The sequence below is a fragment of the Massilia sp. 01N417 genome (assembly GCF_056399645.1).
This window is the reverse complement of record NZ_JBFTRS010000008.1, coordinates 102,660-125,130: the sequence shown is the minus strand read 5'-3', so window position 1 is coordinate 125,130 and position 22,471 is coordinate 102,660. Positions and strand designations below refer to the sequence as shown.

19 protein-coding genes are annotated in these 22,471 nt (G+C 67.2%); 7 read left to right on the top strand and 12 right to left on the bottom strand.

Annotated features, from left to right (window positions below; all coding sequences use genetic code 11):
- Positions 1-9: 9 nt before the first annotated feature.
- On the bottom strand, positions 10-2,820 hold the full coding sequence (locus tag AC1DOQ_RS11140) for a bifunctional diguanylate cyclase/phosphodiesterase (RefSeq protein ID WP_477363350.1): 2,811 nt from the start codon (positions 2,818-2,820) through the stop codon (positions 10-12).
- A gap of 57 nt (positions 2,821-2,877) precedes the next feature.
- Positions 2,878-4,227, bottom strand: a complete 1,350-nt coding sequence (locus AC1DOQ_RS11135) for a chloride channel protein (RefSeq protein ID WP_477363346.1) — start codon at positions 4,225-4,227, stop codon at positions 2,878-2,880.
- 62 nt (positions 4,228-4,289) lie between these two features.
- Between AC1DOQ_RS11135 and AC1DOQ_RS11130 the strand changes: the two genes are divergently transcribed.
- Positions 4,290-4,796, top strand: a complete 507-nt coding sequence (locus AC1DOQ_RS11130) for a MarR family winged helix-turn-helix transcriptional regulator (protein WP_477363343.1) — start codon at positions 4,290-4,292, stop codon at positions 4,794-4,796.
- Between the two features lie 7 nt (positions 4,797-4,803).
- Here the strand turns inward: AC1DOQ_RS11130 and AC1DOQ_RS11125 are convergent, their stop codons facing one another.
- The 3 genes from AC1DOQ_RS11125 to AC1DOQ_RS11115 form a co-directional block, all read right to left on the bottom strand.
- Positions 4,804-5,937, bottom strand: coding sequence for a YbdK family carboxylate-amine ligase (locus AC1DOQ_RS11125; RefSeq protein WP_477363340.1), 1,134 nt, complete (start codon positions 5,935-5,937; stop codon positions 4,804-4,806).
- A complete protein-coding gene (locus AC1DOQ_RS11120) occupies positions 5,938-7,119 on the bottom strand; it encodes a cation:proton antiporter (protein ID WP_477363337.1) in 1,182 nt (393 codons plus the stop codon). It lies immediately after the preceding gene.
- A gap of 214 nt (positions 7,120-7,333) precedes the next feature.
- Positions 7,334-8,749, bottom strand: coding sequence for a metallophosphoesterase family protein (locus AC1DOQ_RS11115; protein ID WP_477363334.1), 1,416 nt, complete (start codon positions 8,747-8,749; stop codon positions 7,334-7,336).
- 187 nt (positions 8,750-8,936) lie between these two features.
- Here AC1DOQ_RS11115 and AC1DOQ_RS11110 point away from each other — a divergent pair, with 187 nt between their 5' ends.
- The 5 genes from AC1DOQ_RS11110 (at position 8,937) to AC1DOQ_RS11090 (ending at position 13,886) form a co-directional block, all read left to right on the top strand.
- A complete protein-coding gene (locus AC1DOQ_RS11110; protein ID WP_477363331.1) occupies positions 8,937-11,381 on the top strand; it encodes a TonB-dependent receptor plug domain-containing protein in 2,445 nt (814 codons plus the stop codon).
- 124 nt (positions 11,382-11,505) lie between these two features.
- Positions 11,506-12,048 (top strand): gamma carbonic anhydrase family protein, encoded by a 543-nt coding sequence (locus tag AC1DOQ_RS11105; RefSeq protein ID WP_477363328.1) that lies wholly within the window; start codon positions 11,506-11,508, stop codon positions 12,046-12,048.
- Between the two features lies 1 nt (position 12,049).
- Positions 12,050-12,682 (top strand): helix-turn-helix transcriptional regulator, encoded by a 633-nt coding sequence (locus AC1DOQ_RS11100; RefSeq protein WP_477363325.1) that lies wholly within the window; start codon positions 12,050-12,052, stop codon positions 12,680-12,682.
- On the top strand, positions 12,679-13,371 hold the full coding sequence (locus AC1DOQ_RS11095; protein WP_477363322.1) for an HAD family hydrolase: 693 nt from the start codon (positions 12,679-12,681) through the stop codon (positions 13,369-13,371). Before AC1DOQ_RS11100 ends, AC1DOQ_RS11095 begins: the two co-directional genes overlap by 4 nt.
- On the top strand, positions 13,368-13,886 hold the full coding sequence (locus AC1DOQ_RS11090) for a YbaK/prolyl-tRNA synthetase associated domain-containing protein (RefSeq protein WP_477363318.1): 519 nt from the start codon (positions 13,368-13,370) through the stop codon (positions 13,884-13,886). The genes AC1DOQ_RS11095 and AC1DOQ_RS11090 overlap by 4 nt, the downstream gene beginning before the upstream one ends.
- 188 nt (positions 13,887-14,074) lie before the next feature.
- Here the strand turns inward: AC1DOQ_RS11090 and AC1DOQ_RS11085 are convergent, their stop codons facing one another.
- From AC1DOQ_RS11085 to cyoA, 7 genes are read right to left on the bottom strand one after another with little or no spacing between them, the layout of a single operon-like run.
- A complete protein-coding gene (locus tag AC1DOQ_RS11085) occupies positions 14,075-14,644 on the bottom strand; it encodes a response regulator transcription factor (RefSeq protein WP_477363315.1) in 570 nt (189 codons plus the stop codon).
- Positions 14,645-14,663: 19 nt separating this feature from the next.
- The gene (locus AC1DOQ_RS11080) at positions 14,664-15,971 is read right to left on the bottom strand and encodes an ATP-binding protein (protein WP_477363313.1); all 1,308 of its coding nucleotides are present in this window, start codon (positions 15,969-15,971) and stop codon (positions 14,664-14,666) included.
- The gene (locus AC1DOQ_RS11075) at positions 15,955-16,776 is read right to left on the bottom strand and encodes an SURF1 family protein (protein ID WP_477363309.1); all 822 of its coding nucleotides are present in this window, start codon (positions 16,774-16,776) and stop codon (positions 15,955-15,957) included. The genes AC1DOQ_RS11080 and AC1DOQ_RS11075 overlap by 17 nt, the downstream gene beginning before the upstream one ends.
- 19 nt (positions 16,777-16,795) lie before the next feature.
- Positions 16,796-17,221 carry a cytochrome o ubiquinol oxidase subunit IV gene (cyoD, locus tag AC1DOQ_RS11070; RefSeq protein WP_477363306.1) on the bottom strand — a complete coding sequence of 142 codons (426 nt, stop codon included), beginning with the start codon at positions 17,219-17,221 and terminating at the stop codon, positions 16,796-16,798.
- Entirely contained in the window at positions 17,218-17,853 is a 636-nt protein-coding gene (gene cyoC / locus AC1DOQ_RS11065) for a cytochrome o ubiquinol oxidase subunit III (RefSeq protein ID WP_477363303.1), read from the bottom strand. The genes cyoD and cyoC overlap by 4 nt, the downstream gene beginning before the upstream one ends.
- Positions 17,846-19,849 carry a cytochrome o ubiquinol oxidase subunit I gene (gene cyoB, locus AC1DOQ_RS11060; RefSeq protein WP_477363300.1) on the bottom strand — a complete coding sequence of 668 codons (2,004 nt, stop codon included), beginning with the start codon at positions 19,847-19,849 and terminating at the stop codon, positions 17,846-17,848. Before cyoB ends, cyoC begins: the two co-directional genes overlap by 8 nt.
- A 3-nt stretch (positions 19,850-19,852) precedes the next feature.
- Positions 19,853-20,878: a ubiquinol oxidase subunit II gene (gene cyoA / locus AC1DOQ_RS11055; RefSeq protein ID WP_477363297.1), complete on the bottom strand. Its 1,026-nt coding sequence runs from the start codon at positions 20,876-20,878 to the stop codon at positions 19,853-19,855.
- A gap of 163 nt (positions 20,879-21,041) precedes the next feature.
- Between cyoA and AC1DOQ_RS11050 the strand changes: the two genes are divergently transcribed.
- Entirely contained in the window at positions 21,042-22,388 is a 1,347-nt protein-coding gene (locus tag AC1DOQ_RS11050; RefSeq protein WP_477363295.1) for an MFS transporter, read from the top strand.
- The last annotated feature ends 83 nt before the right edge of the window (positions 22,389-22,471 follow it).

Below are 22,471 nucleotides of genomic sequence, written 5' to 3'. Positions count from 1 at the left end.
GCGCACACCTTAGACCGTCGCGTCGTGCGGCTCGACCCGCCGTCCCGCCTTCAACATGGCCTCGACGGTTTCACCCGACACGGCGCGGGCATACACATGGCCCTGCACTTCGTCGCAGCCGCGCCGCTTCAGGTAGTCGAGCTGGGCCTCGGTCTCGACGCCTTCGGCGATCACCCGCATGCGCAGGCCGCGCGCCAGCTCGATAATGGCCGCCACCATGGCGGCGTCGTCCTCGCTGCTGGTGATGTCGCGCACGAAGGAGCGGTCGATCTTCAGCACGTCCACCGGAAAGCGGCGCAGGTAGGACAGGCTCGAGTAGCCGGTGCCGAAGTCGTCGATGGAGAGCTTGACGCCCATCGACTTGATCTCGCCCATGGTCCGGATCGCGCCTTCGACGTCTTCCATCACCAGGCTCTCGGTGAGTTCGATCTCCAGGCAGTGCGGCGACAGGCCGGTCTCCTCCAGCACCCGGGCGATGTCGCGCACCAGGCTGGGCTGGGCGAACTGGCGCGCCGACAGGTTGACGGCGATGCGCAGCGGGCCGTAGCCGGCATGCTGCCAGGCGCGGCTCTGGCGGCAGGCGGTGCGCAGCACCCAGGCGCCGATCGGCACGATCAGGCCGGTCTCCTCGGCCAGGTGGATGAAACGGTCCGGCCGCACCATGCCCAGGCTCGGGTGGCGCCAGCGGATCAGGGCCTCGAGCCCGACCACCCAGCCGGTCTCGAGGTCGACCTGGGGCTGGTAGTAGAGCTCGAATTCTCCCTGGTGCAGGGCGCTGCGCAGGGCGCCCTCGAGGGCCATCCGTTCGCGGGCCCGCGCATTCATGGCCGGGGTGTAGAACTGCACCGCGTTGCGGCCGAGGTCCTTGGCGCGGTACATCGCCACCTCGGCATGCTGGACCAGGGAGGCGGCGTCGTGGCCGTCGGCCGGCCAGGCCGCCAGCCCGGCACTGCCGGTCATCACCAGCTCCTGGCCGTGCAGGCGCAGCGGTTCGGCCAAGGCCTGCAGCACGGCGTGCATGGTGGCCGCGGCCTCGCTCTCGTCGGCGCGGCCGGGCAGCACCAGCACGAACTCGTCGCCGCCGGTGCGCGCCACGGTGTCGGCGCGCCCGACCGCCTTCTGCAGGCGCGCCGCCGCCACCTTCAGCATCTCGTCGCCGGCGCCGTGGCCGAGGGTGTCGTTGACGTACTTGAAGTGATCGAGGTCGAGCGCCGCCACCCACACGGCGGCGTCGCGCCCGGCCAGCGCGATCGCCGCCTCGATGCGGTCCTGCAGCAGCACCCGGTTGGCCAGGCCGGTCAGGGTGTCGTAGCGCGCCCTCACCTCCAGCTCGGCCTCGTAGCGCTTGGCGGTGCTGACGTCGTACTGGGTGATGACGAAGTGGCCAGGCTCGGCGCCGCCCTCCCAAACCGGCGCGATATACACGTCGGCGTACAGTTCGCGCCCGTCCTTGCAGCGCAGGCGCATGGTGGCGTGGGCTTCGCGGCGCTCGCGCATCGCGTTCAGCAGCTCGGCCACGGCGCTCTGGTCCGGCTCGGCCTCGGCGGCATCGAACAGGCGCTGCCCGACCGCCTCGGCGGCGCTGTAGCCGCGCATGCGGGTAAACGCCGGGTTCACGTACTCGACCCGGTAATCCGGCGGCGTCGCATTCACCAGGATGATGGCATTCGCGCTGGCCTCGATCGCCCGCAGGTAGAGGTGCATCTGGCCGAGTGCGTTTTCGAGGTCGGCGGTGCGGCTCACCACCAGGGCCTCGATCCGCCCGGCGCGGCGGAAGCGGCCGCGCACCCAGGCCGCCAGCACGGCGCTCAGCAGGCAGCCCAGCACCAGCACCGTCACCGGGGCGGCGCCGCCGAGCATGTCGGTCGAGCGCCCGGACAGGCGCAGCTCCCAGCGCTGGCCGGCGAGCTCGAAGGGGTGGCGCACCGTAAAGATCTCTTCGCCCAGCCAGCCGTGCCAGGCCGGCACGGCGCGCCGTCCCAGCCGGTCCCAGCGGAAGGCGGTGCGCATGCCGCGCATGCCCATTCCGTCCAGCTCGACCGCCATGCCGGCGCGCCCCAGCAGGTTGGCCTCGCGCAGTGCGCCGCCGACCAGGGCGGCGACGTCGACGATCACCGCGGTGTCGCCGATGACGCTGGCGCGCCGCCCGCCGATGCTGGGAGGCATTGCGCCGCCGCGGTACACCGGCATCACCAGGGCCACGCCCAGGCGGCCGCGGTCGCGCAGCAGCGGCACCAGGGCGCTGGCGGTCGGCTGGCCGCTGTCCACGGCGTCGTCGAAGGCGCGGGCGCGCGGCGCGGTCGACAGGCTGTCGTAGCCGAGCGCATCCTCGTAGCGGTTCAGCGGTTCGACGTACTCGGCCACCAGGTAGCGCGAACGCACCCCGGCCGTGGTGAGCCCGGCCGGACCGCGCTCGAGGATGCGGAAGCCGGGCTGGCGCCGGGCCTGCTCGGCTTCGTACTGCGCCCGCTGGCCATCGCCGACCACGCGGTGGAAGGCCACCGCGTCCAGGTAGGTATGGCTGCGCAGTAGCGGACGGATGAAGGCGCCGAACTGGTCGCGGCCGACCTCGCCCACCGATTCGAACAAGGCATTGGTGGCCTGCAGCACGACCAGCACGTCGCCGAAACTGTTGGCGACGGCGGCGTAATGGGTTTCGGCGCGCTGCAGGAACTCGGCATGGGCACGCTCGCGTTCGGCCTCATGCAGTCCGCCGGCGAGGGCGATAGCGATCGCCACGCCGCCCAGCAGAGTCAGGACGGCGGCGATGTCGGGTGGCCGCGGGCGGACGCGGCCGATGCGTGCGATCCATGACGACATGGTTCATGGTAGCAGGGATGCGGGCGCGCACACGCCGGATTCGGCCGGCGAATGCGCTCAGTGGTGTTCCAGGCTGCGCGGCTGTTCGCCCGGCGCCAGCGGGATCCGCGCCAGCTGGAAACCGGCCAGGGTCGCGTACAGCGGCGGGCTGATCGCGCGCGCCACCACGAAGGACACCAGGGCGCAGGCCATCAGGCTGAGCACCATCGCGTGGCCGTCGACCATCTCCATCACGATGATGAAGGCGGTCAGCGGGGCCTGGGTGGCGGCGGACAGGAAGCCGACCATGCCGAGCGCGATCAGGGCCGGGGCCTGGGTGCCGTACAGCAGCAGGGCGACGTCGTTGCCAAGGGCGGCGCCGATCGCCAGCGAAGGCGCAAAGATGCCCGCCGGCACGCCCGACCAGCTCGTGATCCAGGTCGCCAGGAACTTGAACAGGGCGTAGGCTTGCGGCATCGCCGCCGTTCCCTCGACCATGGTGCGGGTCGAACCGTAGCCGGAACCGAAGGCGGCGCCGGCGGTGACGACGCCGATCACGGCCACCGCCAGCCCGCAGCCGGCGGCGAACAGCACCGGACGGCGCGCCCGCTGGCGGCTGAACCAGTCCGTCGACTGTCCCGACAGCGAAGCGATCATCAGGCGCGAGAACAGGCCGCCGGCAATCCCGGCCAGCACCGCCAGCAGCAGGCCGGGCAGGAGCAGCCCGAGGCCGGGCGCGGCCGCGTGGATCACGCCGAAATAGGTGCCGTTGCCGTGGGCCGACACCGCCACCAGGCCGGCCAGCACGATGGCGGCGATGATCAAGCCGCTGCTGCGGCGTTCCGGCGCCCGCGCCAGCTCCTCGATCGCGAACATCACCCCGCCCAGCGGCGTWTTGAAGGCGGCCGCGATGCCGGCCGCGCCGCCGGCCACCAGCAGGCCATGGATGCCGATCGGGGCGGCCGAGCCCATCAGGCGCCGCGCCTGCAGCATGATGCCGGCGGCGATCTGCACCGACGGCCCTTCGCGGCCCAGCGACAGCCCGCCCAGCAGGCCGGCGGAAGTCAGCAGGATCTTCGCCACGCTCAGTCGCAGCGACACGAAAAGACCGCGCTCGCCCTCGCCGACTTCCTTTTCGAGGGTTACCATGACTTGCGGGATCCCGGAACCGGCCGCACCCGGCGCGAAGCGGCGCGTGAGCCACACCACGGCGGCCGCGCAGGCCGGCGCGGCCAGCAGCGGCGACCACCAGGCCAGCGCCCGCATGGCGCCGAAATAATGGCTGGCGGTTTCGGCCAGCCAGGTGAAGCCGACCACGGTCAGGCCGGCGGCCACGGCGGCCCCCACCACCACGGTGCGCGCCCACCACAGGCGCCAGTCGGCCAGCTCCTGGCGCAGCGCCTCGCGCATGCTGCGTGGCGGCCTCATCGGGTTGTAGCGCCGCGATAAGGCGCTGGCTCTGTTCGTGAATTTTCCGTTATCATTCGCCCATGTCCTCTTCTTCAACTACGGCCGAAGCGGCCGGCCCCAGCGATCCCGCACCCGCGACCCGCGTGCTGCGGCAGTTCCGTGTCGTCTTCAACTCGGTCAAAACCCACTTCCGGCAGGTGGAGCGCGAAGCCGGCGTCGGCGGCGCCCAGCTGTGGGCGCTGTCCGTCATCCAGCGCCGCCCCGGCATCGGCGTCACCGAGCTGTCGCGCGAGCTCGACATCCACCAGTCGACCGCCAGCAACCTGATCAAGAGCCTGACCGAGCGCGGCCTGGTCACGGCGGCGCGCGAAGGCATGGACCGCCGCAGCGTCGCCCTGCGCATCGCACAGGACGGCGAGGCGGTGCTGAACAGCGCTCCCCTGCCCTTTGCCGGCGTGCTGCCCGACGCCCTGTCCAGCCTGGACCCGGCCACCCTCGGCCGGCTCGAAGCCGACCTCGGCAAGCTGATCGCCATGCTCGAGGCCGACGAAGCCAGCGCCAAAGTCCCGCTGTCCCAGCAGCTTTAACGCCGCATCAGACCAGCGCCGGCTGCGGCCGGCGGAAGCGCTCCAGCGCGGCGTCGACCACGGCTTCGCGGCTGCCGCCTTCGCGCCAGGCCCGGCGCAGGTAGTCGGCATCGCTGCCCATCTCGATGTCGCGGCGCAGCTGGGCCAGCGCGGCGGTCGAGCCCAGGGCCTCGAAATCCGGCTCCAGCCGCTTCAGGGTCGCCAGGATGTCGTCGCGCAGCACCATCTGTTCATGCCGCTGCGGATGCACCAGGGTGCCGTCGAGGCCGAACCGGCAGGCCTGGAAGCGGTTGTAGTTGTAGACCAGGTAGTCGTCTTCGCGCGGCGCCGGCTCGTTGCCGGCCAGCAGGTAGCGGCACAGCGCCTGCAGGTAGCAGGCCAGCGCGGCGGCGCGCTCGACCGACAGCGGCGTATCGCAGACGCGCAGCTCGATGGTGCCGTACTCGGGCTTGGGCCGCAGGTCCCAGTAGAAATCCTTCATGCTCTTCACGATGCCGGTGCCGGCCATGCGCTCGAAATAGTCCTCGGCGAAGGCGTTCCAGCTCAGCAGGAACGGCGCCCTGCCCGACAGCGGGAAGGCGAACACCGAGTTCAGGCGCGCGGACTGGAAGCTGGTGTCGGCGCCCTGCAGGAAGGGCGAGGAGCCGGACAGCGCAATGAAGTGCGGCACGTAGCGGTTCAGCGCGTGCAGCAGGTACATGGCTTCGTCGCCGGAGCGGCAGCCGATGTGCACGTGCTGGCCGAACACCGTGAACTGCTTGGCCAGGTAGCCGTACAGTTGCGACACTTCCTGGAAACGCGGCTTCGAGAAGATGCGCCGGTCCGACCACTGCTGGAAGGCATGGGTGCCGCCGCCGCAGACGCCGACGTTGAGGCGGTCGCCGGCCGCCAGCAGGGTGTCGCGGATCTCGCGCAGCTGGGCCACCAGGCCGGCGTGGCCGCTGTGGACGCTGCTGTTAATCTCGATCATGCTCTGCGTGATCTCGGGCGTGACGTTGCCCGGGAAAGGCGCGCGCGCCAGCAGGTCCAGCATGTCCGGCGAGGCCGGCACCAGGTCGAAGTCGGACAGGCTGACCAGCTGGAGCTCGAGCTCCACCCCCATGGTCAGGGATTCCGAGGTAGCGAAGGGTCCCAAGGTCATTCAAACCTCCTTGTGTTGATGGGCTTCGTCGGCCCAGACCAGCGCGCGCTGGGTGATGATGGGACCGAACACCTGCAGCACCAGGGCCATCGCCGTCAGCGGCGCCAGGCTGTAGTTGAACTCGACGCCCAGGCGCCGGGTCTGCTCGATCATCAGCACGGTGAACACCGCCACCGGCGCCAGCGCCAGGCCGGACAGCGCGCCCTTGCGCACCGAAATCCCGGACGGACGGGCCAGCGCGGCGCAGACGCCCACCTTGACCACCATCCTCACCAGCACCACCAGCAGGCCGAGCACCATGCCCTCCCTGGCATTCTCCCAGGTCAGGGTCGACGCCGCGAACACGAACAGCAGCACGGACAGGATGTCGCCGAGGGCGCCGAAATTGCGCTGGGTGACGCCGAGGGCGCTGCGGCGGTGGCGGGCGGCGAGGCCGAAGCACAGCGCGGCCAGCACCGGCGACAGTTTCAGCACGTGGGTGGCGGCCACCACCAGCAGCACCGCCAGCGCGAACGTGAGCGTGGCATCCTTGCCGCCGACGCTGCGCAGCCACAGCGGCACCAGGGTACCGGCGATCGCGCCCAGCAGGCCGGATACCGCCAGCACCAGCAGGCTGGAGCCGGCCGCGTGCAGCAGGTCGCCCGAGGTCTGGAACACCTTGACGCCGACGATGAGGTTGAACACGAACACGGCGGCCACGCAGTTCAGGGCCGCCAGGTGCATGGCGCGCTCGCTGACCTGGCCGCCGGCGCCCTGCTCGTTCAGCACCCGCACCAGGCCGGCCGGCGAGGTCGCCATCGCCAGCGCGCCCAGCAGGCCGCAGCTGATCGGCGGCGCGCCGAACCAGGTCGAGGCCAGGTAGACGGCAATGAAGGTCAGGCCGGATTCGAGCAACGAAGTCGCCAGGATCCAGGGGTTGGCGCGCAGCCAGCGCAGGTTGATGCGGTAGCCGAGTTCGAACAGCACCAGGCCGAACGCCAGGCTGGCGAACAGCAGATAGGGGGAATGGTCGATCGGACCTTGTACCTGGTGTGCCAGGTTACCGGCAAGGAAACCGGCCAGGCCGTAGATGCTGATGCGGGGGATGCCGGTCCAGCGGTGAGCCAGTTCGCCCGCCATCCAGGACACCACCAGGGCCAGGGGCCAGGCCAATTGGGCGGCGGCGGAAATCAACTCGTTCATATACCCTCCTCCATCGGTACGGGTGGAGCGGGGTAACCAGGGAAAAAAGGCTCCCGGGCCGGCCGGGAGCTGAACAGATACAAAGTATCCTCATCGCTGATCACGAAGACAGGCCGACAGTGTCGACCGCCCCGCTCACACTCCAATTGTGACATAAATTATGTATTGCAGGCAATCACATTTGAGCAAATATATCTTGCCTTCCGGCAACTGATCAGTGTTGCCCCATGCGCGGCACCTGCGGCAGCGCACAGTGCGAACGGCGCCCTTCGACGGTGCAGGTATTGCGTTCCTTGCCGTCGCGGTCGTGGACCACCACCGCCCAACGGTCAGGGCCGGTCCTTTCCATGGTCATGAAGCCGAAGCCGTCGATCCAGGAGCTCATGGAGTCGACGATCGCACCCGGGGCCGGCGTGGTGCCCGGCGCAACCCTGGCCGGCAGCGGCACGATGTCCTCGGCGGTGCCGGCGAAGCCGCTGACGAACTGGGTCGGATGGTCGGAGGAGAAGCTGACCTGCTCCCACAGGTGGACGTGGCCCGACAACAGGACGTCGACATTCGCCGGCAGCAGGCGCGGCTGGATGGCGCCGAAGGCCTGGATCAGGCCGGCGTCGCCGCCGAACAGGCTGATCGCGCCGGTCTTCTTGTCCTCGATGGCGCCGAATCCGTACAGCGGGTGGTGGTCGACCGCGATGGTGTGGCGGGCTTTCGACGACAGCGCCTCCAGCTTGCGGTAGGTGTCGGCGTAGCGTTCGCGGCGGGGATCCCCCGCCGCGAACCCTTTATAACTCGTATTCGCGCTGTCGAACACCAGCAGCTGGGCGTCGCCGCCGAGCGGCACCGTGTAGGGATCGGAGTAGTCGCCGTTCGCGTCCATGGCCGGGTCGTCGCAGCTGGATTCCGGGCGCAGCGGACGCGGATCGAGGAAGCGCCACCAGCCCTGGCCGCCGCGCACGCAGTTCTCGTGGTTGCCGCGCGCGACCACCCATGGCGCCGCGTTCAGCAGCGTCTTCGCGGGGGCGAAGAAGTCGGCATTCCAGGCATCCCAGCCGTAGCCGAAGGGACTGCCGGCGCAGCCCGGACGGTCGGCGGGGCACGGGTCTTCGCGGTAATGGAAATCGCCGACGTGGATCACCAGGTCCGGCTTCCAGGCGGCCGCGCTGGCCGCGACACGCGCGAAGGGAAAGGCCTCGGGATCGTTACAGTCCTGGAATTCCCTGCCCTTCAGGCGGCAGCCGGTGTCGCCGATCACCACGATGCGCTTCGGCTCCGGCACCGGCAGCGGCAGCGCGCGGCCGGCCACCAGCACGCTGCGCGCACCCGCCGGCAGCGGTGCCTCGCAGCTCTGCACCGGCGACGATACGGCCAGCGGGCGGTCCTTCGCCTCGCCGGCCTGTGGCCGCAGCGGGATCGGCGACAGCGGCGAGCGCACCGCCATCAGCGCCGACTTGCCATCGATGTCGATGAACGGACAGCTGGCCGCCGTGGTGATGGCACGCGCGCTCGCGGCGCCGTCAACGCCGACGATCACGTAGGCGGACTCCAGGCGGTCGCCGGCCGGCTGCATGCCGGCGCAGCCGGCCAGGATGGCCGCGCTGAGGACAGCCAGGGAAAAGCGTTGATAGGACATGGGCGATTCGTAAACGAAAAATTGACAATTTACCATACCCGCCATGCATAAGTTTTCTTAATGCAATCTGGCGCTTATCCATTCCGGGTATAAGCATAATCCGAATCATTATTGGTCAGCCAATTTCCAGCCTGTTAAGCTCCCCACCCTCTCAGCCTTTGTGCTGTGCAACATTAATGAGAAGAACATGAGCGTCAAATATTCCCGTTCGAATCCCGCGCGCGCCCTGCTCGCCCTGAGCCTGGTCGCCTCCGCCATCCCCGCCGCCCGCGCCCAGAGCGGCGCCGCCGCGAACAACACTGCCGCCGCCGATGCCGGCGGCCAGATGCAAGCCGTGGTCGTCACCGGCACCCGCTCGCTGAACCGCCGCACCCTCGAGACCGAATCGCCGGTCGACGTCATCGGCAGCAAGGAATTGCTGAGCACCGGTTCGAGCGAACTCGCCACCGTGCTGTCGCGCCTGCTGCCATCGATGAACTTCCCCCACCCGACCGGCGCCGACGCCAGCGACGCCGTGCGTCCGGCCCAGCTGCGCGGCTTGTCGCCGGACCAGACCCTCGTGCTGGTGAACGGCAAGCGCCGCCATACCTCGGCCGTAGTCAACGTCAACGGCACCCTGGGCCGCGGCTCGGCCCCGGTCGACCTGAACGCGATCCCGCTGGCCGCGATCGACCACATCGAAGTGCTGCGCGACGGCGCCGCCGCGCAATACGGTTCGGACGCCATCGCCGGCGTGGTCAACATCATCCTCAAGAAGGGTGCCGACGGCGGCGACGCCGAGATTCAGTACGGCGAATACGACAAGGGCGACGGCGAACAGACCACCGTGCGCGGCTCGACCGGCTTCAAGCTGGGGGACAAGGGCTGGGTGCGCGTGGCGCTGGAAGCCGCCAACCGCAACCCGACCAACCGCGCCTCCGCCGATCCGCGCCCCGAGGCCGGCCCGCGCCAGGGCACCATCACCCAGCGCTACGGCGACCCGGACAGCCGTCCGCGCACCCTGTTCGTCAACAGCCAGTACGCCATCAGCGACGACATCGACTGGTATGCCTTCGCCAACTACGGCGAGCGCAAGACCTCGTCGGCCGCCACCTGGCGCACCGCCTATACCACGCCATTCGACCCGGCCAATCCGCATCTCCGCTCGGCCCTCTACCCGCAAGGCTTCCTGCCGCTGGAAGACAGCAAGTCGACCGATTCCTCGGTGGTGACCGGCCTGCGCGGCGAACTGGCCGGCTGGCGCTGGGATGCGAGCCTGAACTATGGCCGCAACCGCTTCAGCCTGGACGTCGACAACACCACCAACCTGAGCGCCGGCTTCCCGAACCCTTCGCAGACCAGCTTCTACGCCGGCAAGCTGACCTCGACCCAGGAACTGTTCAACCTGGACGTGGCGCGCGACATTCCGGCGTCCTGGATGGCCGGTCCGCTGACCGTGGCGCTGGGCGCGGAGGCCCGCTACGAATCGTATGAGATCGGCGCCGGCGAGCCGAATTCCTACTTCGGCGGCGGCGCCCAGGGCTTCTCGGGCTTCCGTCCCGAAAACGCCGGCAAGAACAGCCGCAACAACCAGTCGCTCTACCTGAACCTGGAAGGCGACATCACCAAGAAACTGTCCGGCTCCCTGGCCGTGCGCCACGAGCGCTACAGCGACTTCGGCAACACGACCTCGGGCAAGGCCTCGGCGCGCTATGCCTTCACGCCGCAGTTCGCGCTGCGCGGCACGGTCTCGAACGGCTTCCGCGCACCTTCGCTGGCCCAGGAGTACTACACGATCACCACCACCAACTTCCTGGTGATCAACGGCCAGAACACGCCGATCGAAACCGGCACCTTCCCGGTCAACAGCGCCGCCGCCCAGGCCCTCGGCGCCCAGCCCCTGAAGCCCGAGCGCGCCCGCAACCTGAGCTTCGGCGCCCAGTGGCAGCCGATCCGCAACTGGACCACCACCGTCGACCTCTACCGCATCGACATCGACGACCGCATCATCTTCTCGTCGAACCTGCAGCTCTCGAGCGCCGCGGCCGCCGGCCTCAACACGGCGCTGCAGAACCGCGGCATCTTCGTCGGCGCGGCGCGCTACTTCACCAACGCCGTCGACACCCGCACCAAGGGCGTGGACCTGGTCAGCACCTACCGCATGAACCTGGCCCAGGGTGCGCGCGCCGACTTCACCCTGGCCTACAACCACAACGACAACGAAGTCCGTCACGTGGCCGCCACCCCGGCCGTGCTGGCCAACGCCAACCTGGTGCTGGCCGACCGCCAAACCGTGAATCGCCTGACCGTCGGTTCGCCGAAGGACAAGCTGACCCTGGCCGGCGACTACACCCGCGGCCAATGGAGCGGCCACGCCAACGTGACGCGTTACGGAAAATTCACCGTCCCGCAAAACAATGTGGCGCTGGACCAGACCTACGATCCGCAATGGGTGCTGGACGTCTCGGCTTCGGTGCGCGTGGCCAGCAACTGGCGCGTCACCCTGGGTATCGACAACCTGACCAACCGCTACCCGGCGCAAGTCACCTCGGCGGGCAACCTGAACGTGAACGGCACCCAGCCCTACAGCGTGTGGGCGCCGAACGGCTTCAATGGCCGCTTCTTCTACGGCAAGGTGGCTTATACCTGGTAAGGCTTGCTGGAAGCAGCTGGCGAGACGGCGGACTTCGGTCCGCCGTTTTTCGTTTTGGCTTGCGGTATCAGTCCGAAATTGGCAAAATGTCTGGACTTAGACATTCATTCCAAAGAGCGCGGACATGCCACTTTCGAACTACCTCGACGCCGCCCCCACCCTCGACGAGCGCGTCTACGTGCACCCATCCGCCCAGGTGATCGGCCATGTCCGCCTCGGCGCGGATTCCTCGGTGTGGTGCAACACGGTGCTGCGCGGCGACGTCAACGACATCGTGATCGGCCGCTGCAGCAATATCCAGGACTTCGCGATGGGCCATGTGTCGCACCGGTCGACCATGAAGCCGGTGGGCTCGCCCCTCGTCATCGGCGACTACGTTACCGTGGGCCACTCGGTGATCCTGCACGGCTGCCGGATCGGCAACGAATGCCTGGTCGGCATGGGCAGCATCGTGATGGACGACGTCGTGGTGCAGGACCGCGTGATGATCGGCGCCGGCAGCCTGGTGTCGCCGAACAAAATACTGGAAAGTGGATTCCTGTATATAGGACGACCGGCCGTCAAGGTCCGCGCCCTGACCGAGGCCGAGATCGCCTACCTGCGCTATTCGGCCGAGCACTACGTGCGTGTCAAGGACAACTATCTGAACGGCCCGGACCGTGCCTGAGATGTCCACCCCATCCGCGGCCCAGGCCTCGCTGATCGAGCAGGTCGAGCAGATCGCCGCCGGCCTCGCCCAGACCTTCGCGCCCTTCTGCGAAGTGGTCGTGCACGACCTGCGCGCCCCCCGGCACGCCGTGCTCGCGATCCACAACAACCTGTCCGGCCGCGCCACCAGCGATCCCGCCACGGAGCTGGGCCTGGCGCGCATCGCCGACCCGGACTATCCGCAGATCGTGGCGAACTACGCCAACCAGTTCGCCGACGGCCGTCCGGCCAAGAGCACCTCGATCGGCATCCGGGACGCCGATGGCCGCTACGTGGCCGCCCTCTGCCTGAACGTCGACCTGACCTTGTTCCGCTCGATGCGCAGCGCGCTCGAGCAGTTCACCGCCACCGATGCCTCGCCGCTGCAGGAATCGCTCGATCCGGCCAACGCCGAGGCGATCCGCCGCCGCATCGACCAGTACGCGGCCGGCCTGGCTTCGTCGCCGCAACTGCTCAAGGCCGGCGAGCGCCGCGCGCTGATGCGCGAGCTGAAGGCCGGCGGCTTCCTCGAGGTCCGGCGCGCGATGGAGATCGCCGCCGCCCACCTGGGCATCTCGCGCGCCACCGCCTACAACGACATCAACAAGCAATGATCAAGGCTATCCTGTGGGACAACGACGGCGTCCTGTGCGACACCGAGCGCCTGTTCTTCGAAGCGAACCGCCGCGTCCTCGAGAGCCACGGCCTGGCCCTCACGCATGCGCAATACGTGGCCTGGTACCTCGAACAGAACCACGGCGCCTGGCACGTGCTGCGCGCACGCGGCTACGACGACGCACGGATCGCGGAAGTCCGCACGGCGCGCGACGACTGCTATGCGCAGCTGCTGTCGGACGCGCCGGGCCTGTGCTTCGACGGCGTCGACACGATGCTGGCGCGCCTGGCGCCGCGCGTGTCGATGTGCATCGTGACCGCCTCGTTCGCCGAGCATGTCGAGCTGGCCCACCGCGCCGGCAAGGCCCTCGAGCACATCGACCACATCGTCGCGCGCACGGACGGCCAGCGGCCCAAGCCGCATCCGGACGCCTACCTGCATGCGCTGGACAAGCTGGGGCTGCGCGCCGGGGACTGCATCGCGGTCGAGGATTCGCCGCGTGGCCTCGCCGCCGCCCGTGCCGCCGGCCTGCGCTGCATCGTCCTGCGCAGCGCGCTGCTGGCCGGCTATCCCTTCGATGGCGCCTGGCGCGTGGTCGACTCCCATCGCGAACTCGCGCTCGCACTCGAACTTGAACTCGATCCGCTCATCCCCTCCGAACCACTCCTGCGAGGAACCTCCGCATGACTGAATTATCGACTCCGCCCGGCGTCGGCCCCACGCCCGTCTTTCTCAGACTGGTCGAGCTGCTCGACGCCGGCTCGGCCAGCTACCGGGTCATCGAACACCCTGCCGCCGGCAAGTCCGAAGAAGTCGCCCGCATCCGCGGCACCGAGGTAGGCCAGGGCGCCAAGGCGATGGCCTGCAAGCTGCAGAGTCCGGGTGCGCCCGCCAGGCAGGTGCTGGCGGTGCTGGCCGCCGACCGCCAGCTGGACCTGGCCGCCCTTGCCGCCCGCTTCGGCGCCAGGCGCGCCAGCCTGATGAGCCCCAGGGAGATCGCCGCGCTGACCGGCTGCGTGCTGGGCGCGATTCCGCCCTTCTCCTTCCACCCCGAGCTGCAGCTGGTGGCGGATCCCGAGCTGTTCGAACGCTATCGCGAGATCGCCTTCAACGCCGGCCGCCTGGATGCCTCGATGGTCCTCGACGCCGGCGACTACCTGCGCATCGCGCGGCCGGAGCTGGCGCGGATCCGCCAGGCCTGATACCGACGACAGGTGGTGTTGAACGTCTGATGCTGCCGTCAGCGCCTAGTTGCCGTCGTTAGCGCACGCACCCCGTCATTCCCGCACGCACCCCGTCATTCCCGCGAAGGCGGGAATCCAAGTTTGCCCGCGTATCGGCGGCTCGAGCAGAACTTGGGTCCCCGCCTTCGCGGGGACGACGATGAAGATTACTTGACCCGCTGCTTCTCCAGCTTGCGCGCCAATGTCCGCCGGTGCATCCCCAGCCGCCGCGCCGCCTCGGAGATATTGAAATCGGTCTCCGCCAGCACCGCGTGAATGTGCTCCCATTCCAGGGTCTTGATCGAGGTCGAGCGCTTGGTCAGCTCCAGCTCCGTATTCCCGGCCACGTGGCCGAAGGCGGCTTCGATGTCGTCGGTGTTGGACGGCTTGGCCAGGTACTGCGAGGCGCCCAGCTTGATCGCCTCGACCGCGGTGCCGATGCTGGCGAAGCCGGTCAGGACCACGATCAGCATCTCCTCGTCGTGGGCATGCAGCATCTGCACGCAGGCCAGGCCGGAGCTGTTGCCCTTCAGTTTCAGGTCGACCACGGCGTAGCCGGGGCTGTGCTCCTTCAGCAGCGCCTCGGCCTCCTCCAGGCCCGGCGCGTGCAGTACCCGGTAGCCGCGCCGCTCGAAGGAGCGGCCGAGGGTGCGCGCGAAGGCGTCATCGTCCTCGATGATCAGCAGCAGGCGGTCTTCGATCTCGTCGATCTCTTCAAGTTCTTCGATACTGGACATGTTCGGGTTCTTGTCGTCTTCACTCGTTGGCGAGGGCGATCGCCTTCAATGGCAGGGTCAGCGTGACTCTCGCCCCGCCCTCGGGCCGGTTCGCCACATCCACCGTGCCGCCCAGGGTGCGCGCCACGTTCACCACCAGGAACAGCCCCAGGCCGCCGCCCGGCCGGCCCTTGGTGGAATGATAGGGCTTGCCGTAGTTGACCAGCATGGCCGGCGTGAAGCCCGGTCCCCGGTCCAGCACCGACAGCACCAGGATGCCGTTCTCGACCTCGGCTTCCAGCTGCACCCAGTCGGGCGAGGCTTCCAGCGCGTTGTCGAGCACATTGTCGATCATCTGCTTGAGCGCCTCGTCGAAGGCCACCGGCAGGTCCTGTTCGATGCGGTTCACGTAGTCGAAGGCGCGCACGGGGCGGCTGTCCTGCCAGTCCTCGACCAGGTCGTCGAGGAAGTCGCGGATCGTGGTGCGGATCGCCGATTCGCCGCGCGCCTCGCCCGCCGACAATAATATCCCGCTGACGATGGATTTGCAGCGCTTGAGCTGGGTTTGCATCTCGTCGATCTCGGCCAGCAGGTCCGGATTCGACTTGAATTCGCGCATGCGCTTCCAGTCGCCGAGGATCACCGACAGGGTCGCCAGCGGCGTGCCGAGTTCGTGGGCCGCGCCCGAGGCCAGCAGGCCCATGCGCACGATGTGCTCTTCCTCGGCGGCGCGCTGGTTCAGCGCCGCCAGCTGGGCCGCCTTGCCGCGCAGGGTGTTGCTGATGCGCGAGATGAAGACCACCAGCAGGGCGGCGTTCAGCACGAAGCAGATCAGCATGCCCTGCACGTACAGGCTGGAGATGCCGCGCGCGTGGTCGAAGGGCAGCGCCAGCGGCTTGGCGAAGATCGACAGTCCGGCCAGGCACAGCAGCGTAATGCCGACGATGGTCCAGGTCGACCAGGCTTCCAGCAGCACCGCCGACAGAATCACTTGTAACAGGTACAGGAAGGCGAAGGGGTTGGTGGTGCCGCCCGACAGGTAGAGCTGCATGGTCAGGCTGGCGACGTCGACCAGCAGCGCCAGGAACAGCTCGCTGTTGGTGACGGGGCGGTGTTCGTGCCAGCGCAGGTGGCTGGCGACGTTGAAGGCGATCAGGCAGGCCAGCACCTCGAGCATCTGCACCAGCGGCAGCTTGACGTCGAAGATCAGGATCGCGCCCGCGATCGTGGTGATCTGGCCGATGACGGCGATCCAGCGCAGCTCGATCAGCTGCAGCATGTTCTTGTGGCCGGCGACGTATTCGACGTCGGCGGCGGTGTTCTTCAGTACCTCAGTGGTCGTCGTCATCATTCCCGGTCTTGGCCATTCGCGATCCGGCGCCGCGCGTGGTGTACCACCATGCGCCCGCCACCATCAAGGCCAGAGCATACCAAGTGAGGGCATAGACCAGGTGGCTGTTGTGGAAACTGACGACCGTGAGACCACCCTGCGGCCGGTCGGGCGAGCCGGGCGGGTTCTGGCCGGCGGCGGCGTCGATGAAGAACGGCGCCGTAAGCGAACTGGGAAGGCCGCGCGCGGCCGCGATCTGGGCCACGTCGCGCGAGTACCAGCGGTTGTCGGCGGCATCGTTGGTGCGGGTGAAGGCGCCGCCCTTTTCGCTGATGCGCAGCAGGCCGACCAGCTGGACCGCGCCGCCGGAATTGGTGGCGCAGGGATAGCCTTCGGACTTGCGCGGCGCATAGCGGGTGCGCGCACCGGGTTCGCTGGGAATGAAGCCGCGGTTGACGAGGATGACGTGGCCGTCCGCGGTGCACAGGGGCGTCAGCAGCCAGTAGCCGCTGCCCTGCTCGGTGAGCGCCTGGACGGGGGTCGTGTATTCGTAGAGATAGGTGCCGGCGACCTGCACCCGGCGGTATTCGTCGGAGTCGGCGGTGATGCCTTCCCAGCGCGCGCTTGGCGGCGGCGCGACCGGGGCGGCGTGCACGCGTGCGTTCACGCGGGCGATCAGGTCCAGTTTCCATTGCAGGCGGTAGACCTGCCAGGTGCCCAGACCTGCGAACAGCACGATCAGCAGCAGCGCCAGTATTCCCAGGATGATGCGCGGGGCCTTCCGGGCGGTACCGGCCGCCGCTGCTTGATCGTCTACTTCCATCTACTGCTTGCTGCCTCGGTTACTGCATATCGTGCATGCCATGCACGGCCGAGCCATCGTTGCCCATGTTCGGCATCATGTTGGCGTTCATGTGGTACATGACCCAGATCGAGCCGGTCAGCACGATGAACAGCAGGATGACGGTGAGGAGCATCGCCATCATGTTCCAGCCGCCCTCGGACTTCGAGTTCATGTGCAGGAAGTAGATCATGTGCACGACCAGCTGGACGCCGGCGAAGGCCAGGATCACGGCCTTGGTGGTGCCTGGCGCCAGCTGGTGGGTCATCACCAGCCAGAACGGGATCGCGGTCAGGATCACCGACAGGATGAAACCGATCGAGTAATCCTTCAGGCTGCCGTGGGCTTCCATGTGGTCGTGGTGGTCGACGCCGTGGCCGTGCGCGTGGTCGTCATGGCCGTGAGCGTGGGTGTGGTGATCGCTCATGGCAGAACTCCCATCAGGTAGACAAAGGTGAACACGCCGATCCAGACGACGTCCAGGAAGTGCCAGAACATCGACAGGCAGGCGAGACGGCGGTAGTTGGCACCGGTGATGCCGTGCTTACCGAGCTGGAACATCAGCGTGACCAGCCACACGATACCGAAGGTCACGTGCAGGCCGTGGGTACCGACCAGCGAGAAGAACGCGGTCAGGAAGCCCGAGCGCCACGGACCGAAGCCTTCGTGGATCAGGTGCGAGAACTCGTACAGTTCCAGGCCCAGGAAGCAGGCGCCCAGCACGCCGGTGATGGCGAGCCAGAGCTGGGTCTTGCCCAGGTTCTTCTTCTGCGCGGCCAGCATCGCGAAGCCGTAGGTGATCGACGAGAACAGCAGGAAGGCCGTGTTGACGGCCACCAGCGGCAGCTCGAAGATCTCGGCGCCCGACGGGCCGCCCGCGTAGTTGCGGCCCAGCACGGCATAGGTCGCGAACAGGCAGGCGAAGATGAGGCAGTCGCTCATCAGGTAGATCCAGAAACCGAGCAGGGTGCCGTTTTCCGGGTGATGCTCGCGCACGTAGTAGCGCGAGCTGATGTCGGCGCCGGTGGCGCTGACGGTGTTGGTATGAATGTCAGACATGGGCTTCCAGCAGTCGGGTATGGGCTTCTTCCGTACGTGCCACTTCTTCCGCGGGGATGTAGTAGTCACGCTTGTAGTTGAACGTGTGGTAGATGGTCACGGCGATCGTCATGACGAACGACAGTGCCACCAGCAGCCACATGTGCCAGATGATGCCGAAACCGAGCACGAAGGTGATCATCGGGATCACCGGACCTGCCCAGGTATTGGCCGGCATGTGGATCGGCACGAAGCCGTTCAGCGGGCGCTTGTAGCCGGCTTTCTTCATGTCGGCCCAGGTGTCGTTGTCATGCACGACCGGGGTGAACGCGAAGTTGTAGGCCGGCGGCGGCGACGAGGTGGCCCATTCCAGGGTACGGCCATCCCACGGGTCGCCGGTCACGTCGCGCAGCTTCTTGCGGTCGCGGACCGACACGAAGACTTGCATCAGCAGGCAGGCGATGCCCAGCGCGATCATCAGGGTACCGGCCAGCGAGATCTGGAACAGCCAGTGGATCGACGGATCGTCGAAGTGGCTCACGCGGCGGGTGATGCCCATGAAGCCCAGGATGTACGGCGGGGTGAAGGCGACCCAGAAGCCGATCGACCACAGCCAGAAGGAGCGCACGCCCCAGGTACGGTCCAGCTTGTAGCCGAACATCTTCGGCCACCAGTAGTTCACGCCGGCGAACAGGCCGAACAGCACACCGCCGATGATGACGTTGTGGAAGTGGGCGATCAGGAACAGCGAGTTGTGCAGCACGAAGTCGGCCGGCGGGACCGCCAGCATCACGCCGGTCATGCCGCCGATGGTGAAGGTGATCATGAAGGACACGGTCCACATCATCGGCAGTTCATAGCGGATGCGGCCCTTGTACATGGTGAACAGCCAGTTGAACAGCTTGGCGCCGGTCGGGATCGAGATGATCATCGTGGTGATGCCGAAGAACGAGTTCACGCTCGCGCCCGAGCCCATCGTGAAGAAGTGGTGCAGCCACACGAGGTAGGACAGGACCATGATCACGCAGGTCGCGTACACCATCGAGGTGTAGCCGAACAGGCGCTTGTTGCAGAAGGTCGCGACGACTTCCGAGAAGATGCCGAAGGCCGGCAGGATCAGGATGTACACCTCCGGGTGGCCCCAGATCCAGATCAGGTTCACGTACATCATGGCGTTGCCGCCCAGTTCGTTCGTGAAGAAGTGGGTGTCGAACAGACGGTCCAGGCCCAGCATCGCCAGGGTGGCGGTCAGGATCGGGAAGGCCATCACGATCAGGATGTTGGTGCACAGTGCGGTCCAGGTGAACACCGGCATCTTCATCAGTTCCATGCCCGGGGCGCGCATCTTGACGATGGTGACCACCAGGTTGATACCGGACAGCAGCGTACCCACACCCGCGATCTGCAAGGACCAGATGTAGTAGTCCACCCCGACGTCCGGGCTGGCCAGGATGCCGGACAGCGGCGGATAGGCCAGCCAGCCGGTGCGCGCGAATTCGCCGACGAACAGCGAGGCCATCACCAGCACGGCGCCCATGGTGGTCATCCAGAACGAGAAGTTGTTCAGGAACGGGAAGGCCACGTCGCGTGCGCCGATCTGCAGCGGCACCACGTAGTTCATCAGGCCCGTCACCAGCGGCATCGCCACGAAGAAGATCATGATCACGCCGTGGGCGGTGAAGACCTGGTCGTAGTGGTGCGGCGGCAGGAAGCCGTGCGAATCGCCGAACGAGAACGCCTGCTGGGCGCGCATCATCAGCGCGTCGGCAAAGCCGCGCAGGAACATGATCAGACCGAGGATCATGTACATGATGCCGATCTTCTTGTGGTCGATACTGGTGAACCACTCTTTCCAGAGATAGCCCCACAGCTTGAATTTGGTGATCGCGCCCAGGACGACGGCGCCGCCCAGGAGTACCGCGATAAAGGTACCGATCAGGATCGGCTCGTGGTAGGGAATCGCTTCCCAGCTGAGCCGACCGAAGATCAACTTCGCTAAGTCAAATTGCTCGTGCATGATTTACTTCTTCTTCACAGATTCATCGGGCGTGGTGCAGACTTCGCCGTTGTTGGCCTGGGCCAGGCGGGTCGCTGCCGCGTGTTGGGGCATCCGGTTCATCGCCATCTCGCGCGCCTTGCGGGCGTCGTCCATCATCATCTTGTCCATGCAGACGGCGCCGTCGGCGACGCAGCGGTTCAGGATGCGATAGTAGAGGTCGTCGTCGACGCCGGCGTAGTGGCGCACCGGATCCTTGATGCTCGGCTTTTCCAGCACCAGGTAGTTGGCGCGGTCGAGCTTGCCGGTACCGGTGCCCTTGACCTGCTGCACCCAGGCGTCGAAGTCGGCCTGCGGCACGCCGCGGTAGCCGAACTTCATGTCCGAGTAGCCGGCGCCGCTGTAGTTCGACGAGATGCCGATCGACTGCACCGGCTTGTTCTGCACCGCGTTCAGGGCGGTCTCCATGCCCGGCATCGCGTAGATCATGCCGGCCAGTTCGGGAACGTAGAACGCATTCATGACCGACGTCGCGCTGATCTTGAAGCGCACCGGCACGTCGACCGGAACCACCAGTTCGTTCACGGTGGCGATGCCCTGCTCCGGATAGATGAACAGCCATTTCCAGTCCATGGCGACGGCCTGCACCACGAGCGGCTTGGCGGTGGCGGGGACCGGACGGCCTTCGGCGATGCGGTCGAGCGGACGGTAGGGATCGAGCTTGTGGGTGTAGATCCAGGTCACCAGGCCCAGCACGATGATGATCAGGAGCGGTGCGCCCCAGATGACCAGTTCGAGCTTGGTGGAGTGGTCCCAGTCCGGCAGGTACTCGGCTTCGGTATTGCTGGCCCGGTATTTACGGGCGAACCAGACAACCAGGATCAGCACCGGTACGATAATCAACAACATCAGGACCACCGAGACGATGATCAGATGCGCCTGCTGCTTTGCTATGTCACCGGACGGGTTCATCACCACCGTGTTGCAGCCGGCAAGGGCCGCCAGCAGTGGGGTGAGAAGCAATCCGCGACTTACGGTCTTAGGAATCATGCTTGTGTTTTACGTTACATGGGAAAGATAACATGCTAATGTAACGCCAACGGTGCACGTTTGGCGATTGGACGTTTTGTCCCACCCTTCGCGCTTTTGTTGTCGACGTTTCATCCCGAAGGGGCCCAGGCCCACGTGTCATCGAGACCAAAGGAGACGAAATATGCAGCAGAACACCACGACTTACGGCGATGCAGCCGCCGCTCCGATCACCGCACCACACAGCGGTGCCCGTAACATCAACTCCCGCGATACGGCCATTGCCCCGGGTGACATCGCCGTCGGCGTGGTCATCGGGCGAGCCTCGGAATACTTCGACTTCTTCGTCTACGCAATCGCTTCCGCGCTCGTATTCCCGGCGGTGTTCTTCCCGTTTGCCGACCGCCTCGAGGGAACGCTGTACTCCTTCGCCATCTTCGCCCTTGCATACATCGCAAGGCCGGTCGGCACCGTCATCTTCATGGCCATCCAGCGCCACTTCAGCCGCGAAATCAAACTGACCATCGCCCTGTTCATGCTCGGTACGGCCACCGTCGCCGTCTCCGCCCTGCCGACCTACTCGCGCTGGGGCGAGTGGGCCATCATCTCGCTCGCCATCCTGCGCCTGGGCCAGGGTTTCGCGCTCGGCGGGACCTGGGACGGCCTGCCTTCGCTGCTGGCGCTGAACGCTCCTGAACACAAGCGGGGATGGTACGCGATGTTGGGACAACTTGGCGCACCGGTAGGATTCATCATCGCAGCCGGCATATTTTCCTACCTGATGGCCGAGCTGTCGCAGGACGATTTCCTGGTCTGGGGCTGGCGCTTCCCCTTCTATGTCGCCTTCGCCATCAACGTGGTCGCGCTGTTCGCCCGCCTGCGCCTGGTCTCGACCCCGGACTACACCCACCTGCTGGACGAACACCAGCTGGACCCGGTGCCGGTGCACGAAGTGGTCGGCAAGCAGGGCAGCACCATCGTGCTGGGCGCCCTCGCCGCCCTGGCCAGCTATGCGCTGTTCCATGTGGTGACGGTGTTCCCGCTGTCCTGGCTGCAACTCTACGACACCCGCTCGATGGCGGAATTCCTGCAGATCCAGATGTGGGGCGGCGGACTGGCCATCGTCGGCGTGCTGGCCTCGGGCCTGATCGCCGACAAGTTCGGGCGCCGCAACACCCTGGGCACCCTGGCCGCGCTGATCGCCCTGTTCGCCGGCTTCGTGCCGACCCTGATGGACGGCGGCGTGGCCGGCCAGAACACCTTCATCCTGATCGGCTTCCTGCTGCTGGGCATGTCCTACGGCCAGGCCGCCGGCGCCGTCACCTCCAACTTCCTGGCCGAGTACCGCTACACCGGCGCCGCCCTGACCTCCGACCTCGCCTGGCTGGTGGGCGCCGCCTTCGCGCCGCTCGTCGCCCTGGGCCTGGCCGCCAACTACGGCCTCGGCTTCGTCAGCCTCTACCTGCTGTCGGGCGCGGTGGCATCGCTGGCGGCGCTGAGCGTGAACCGCGCGCTGGAGATCCGGAACTGAAGCTAGAGTAAACACCAGCAGAGCTTCCGCCCCGGCGACCGCCGGGGCTTTTTTTTGCGCGCTGCCGGTTTCTTCCCCTCGCT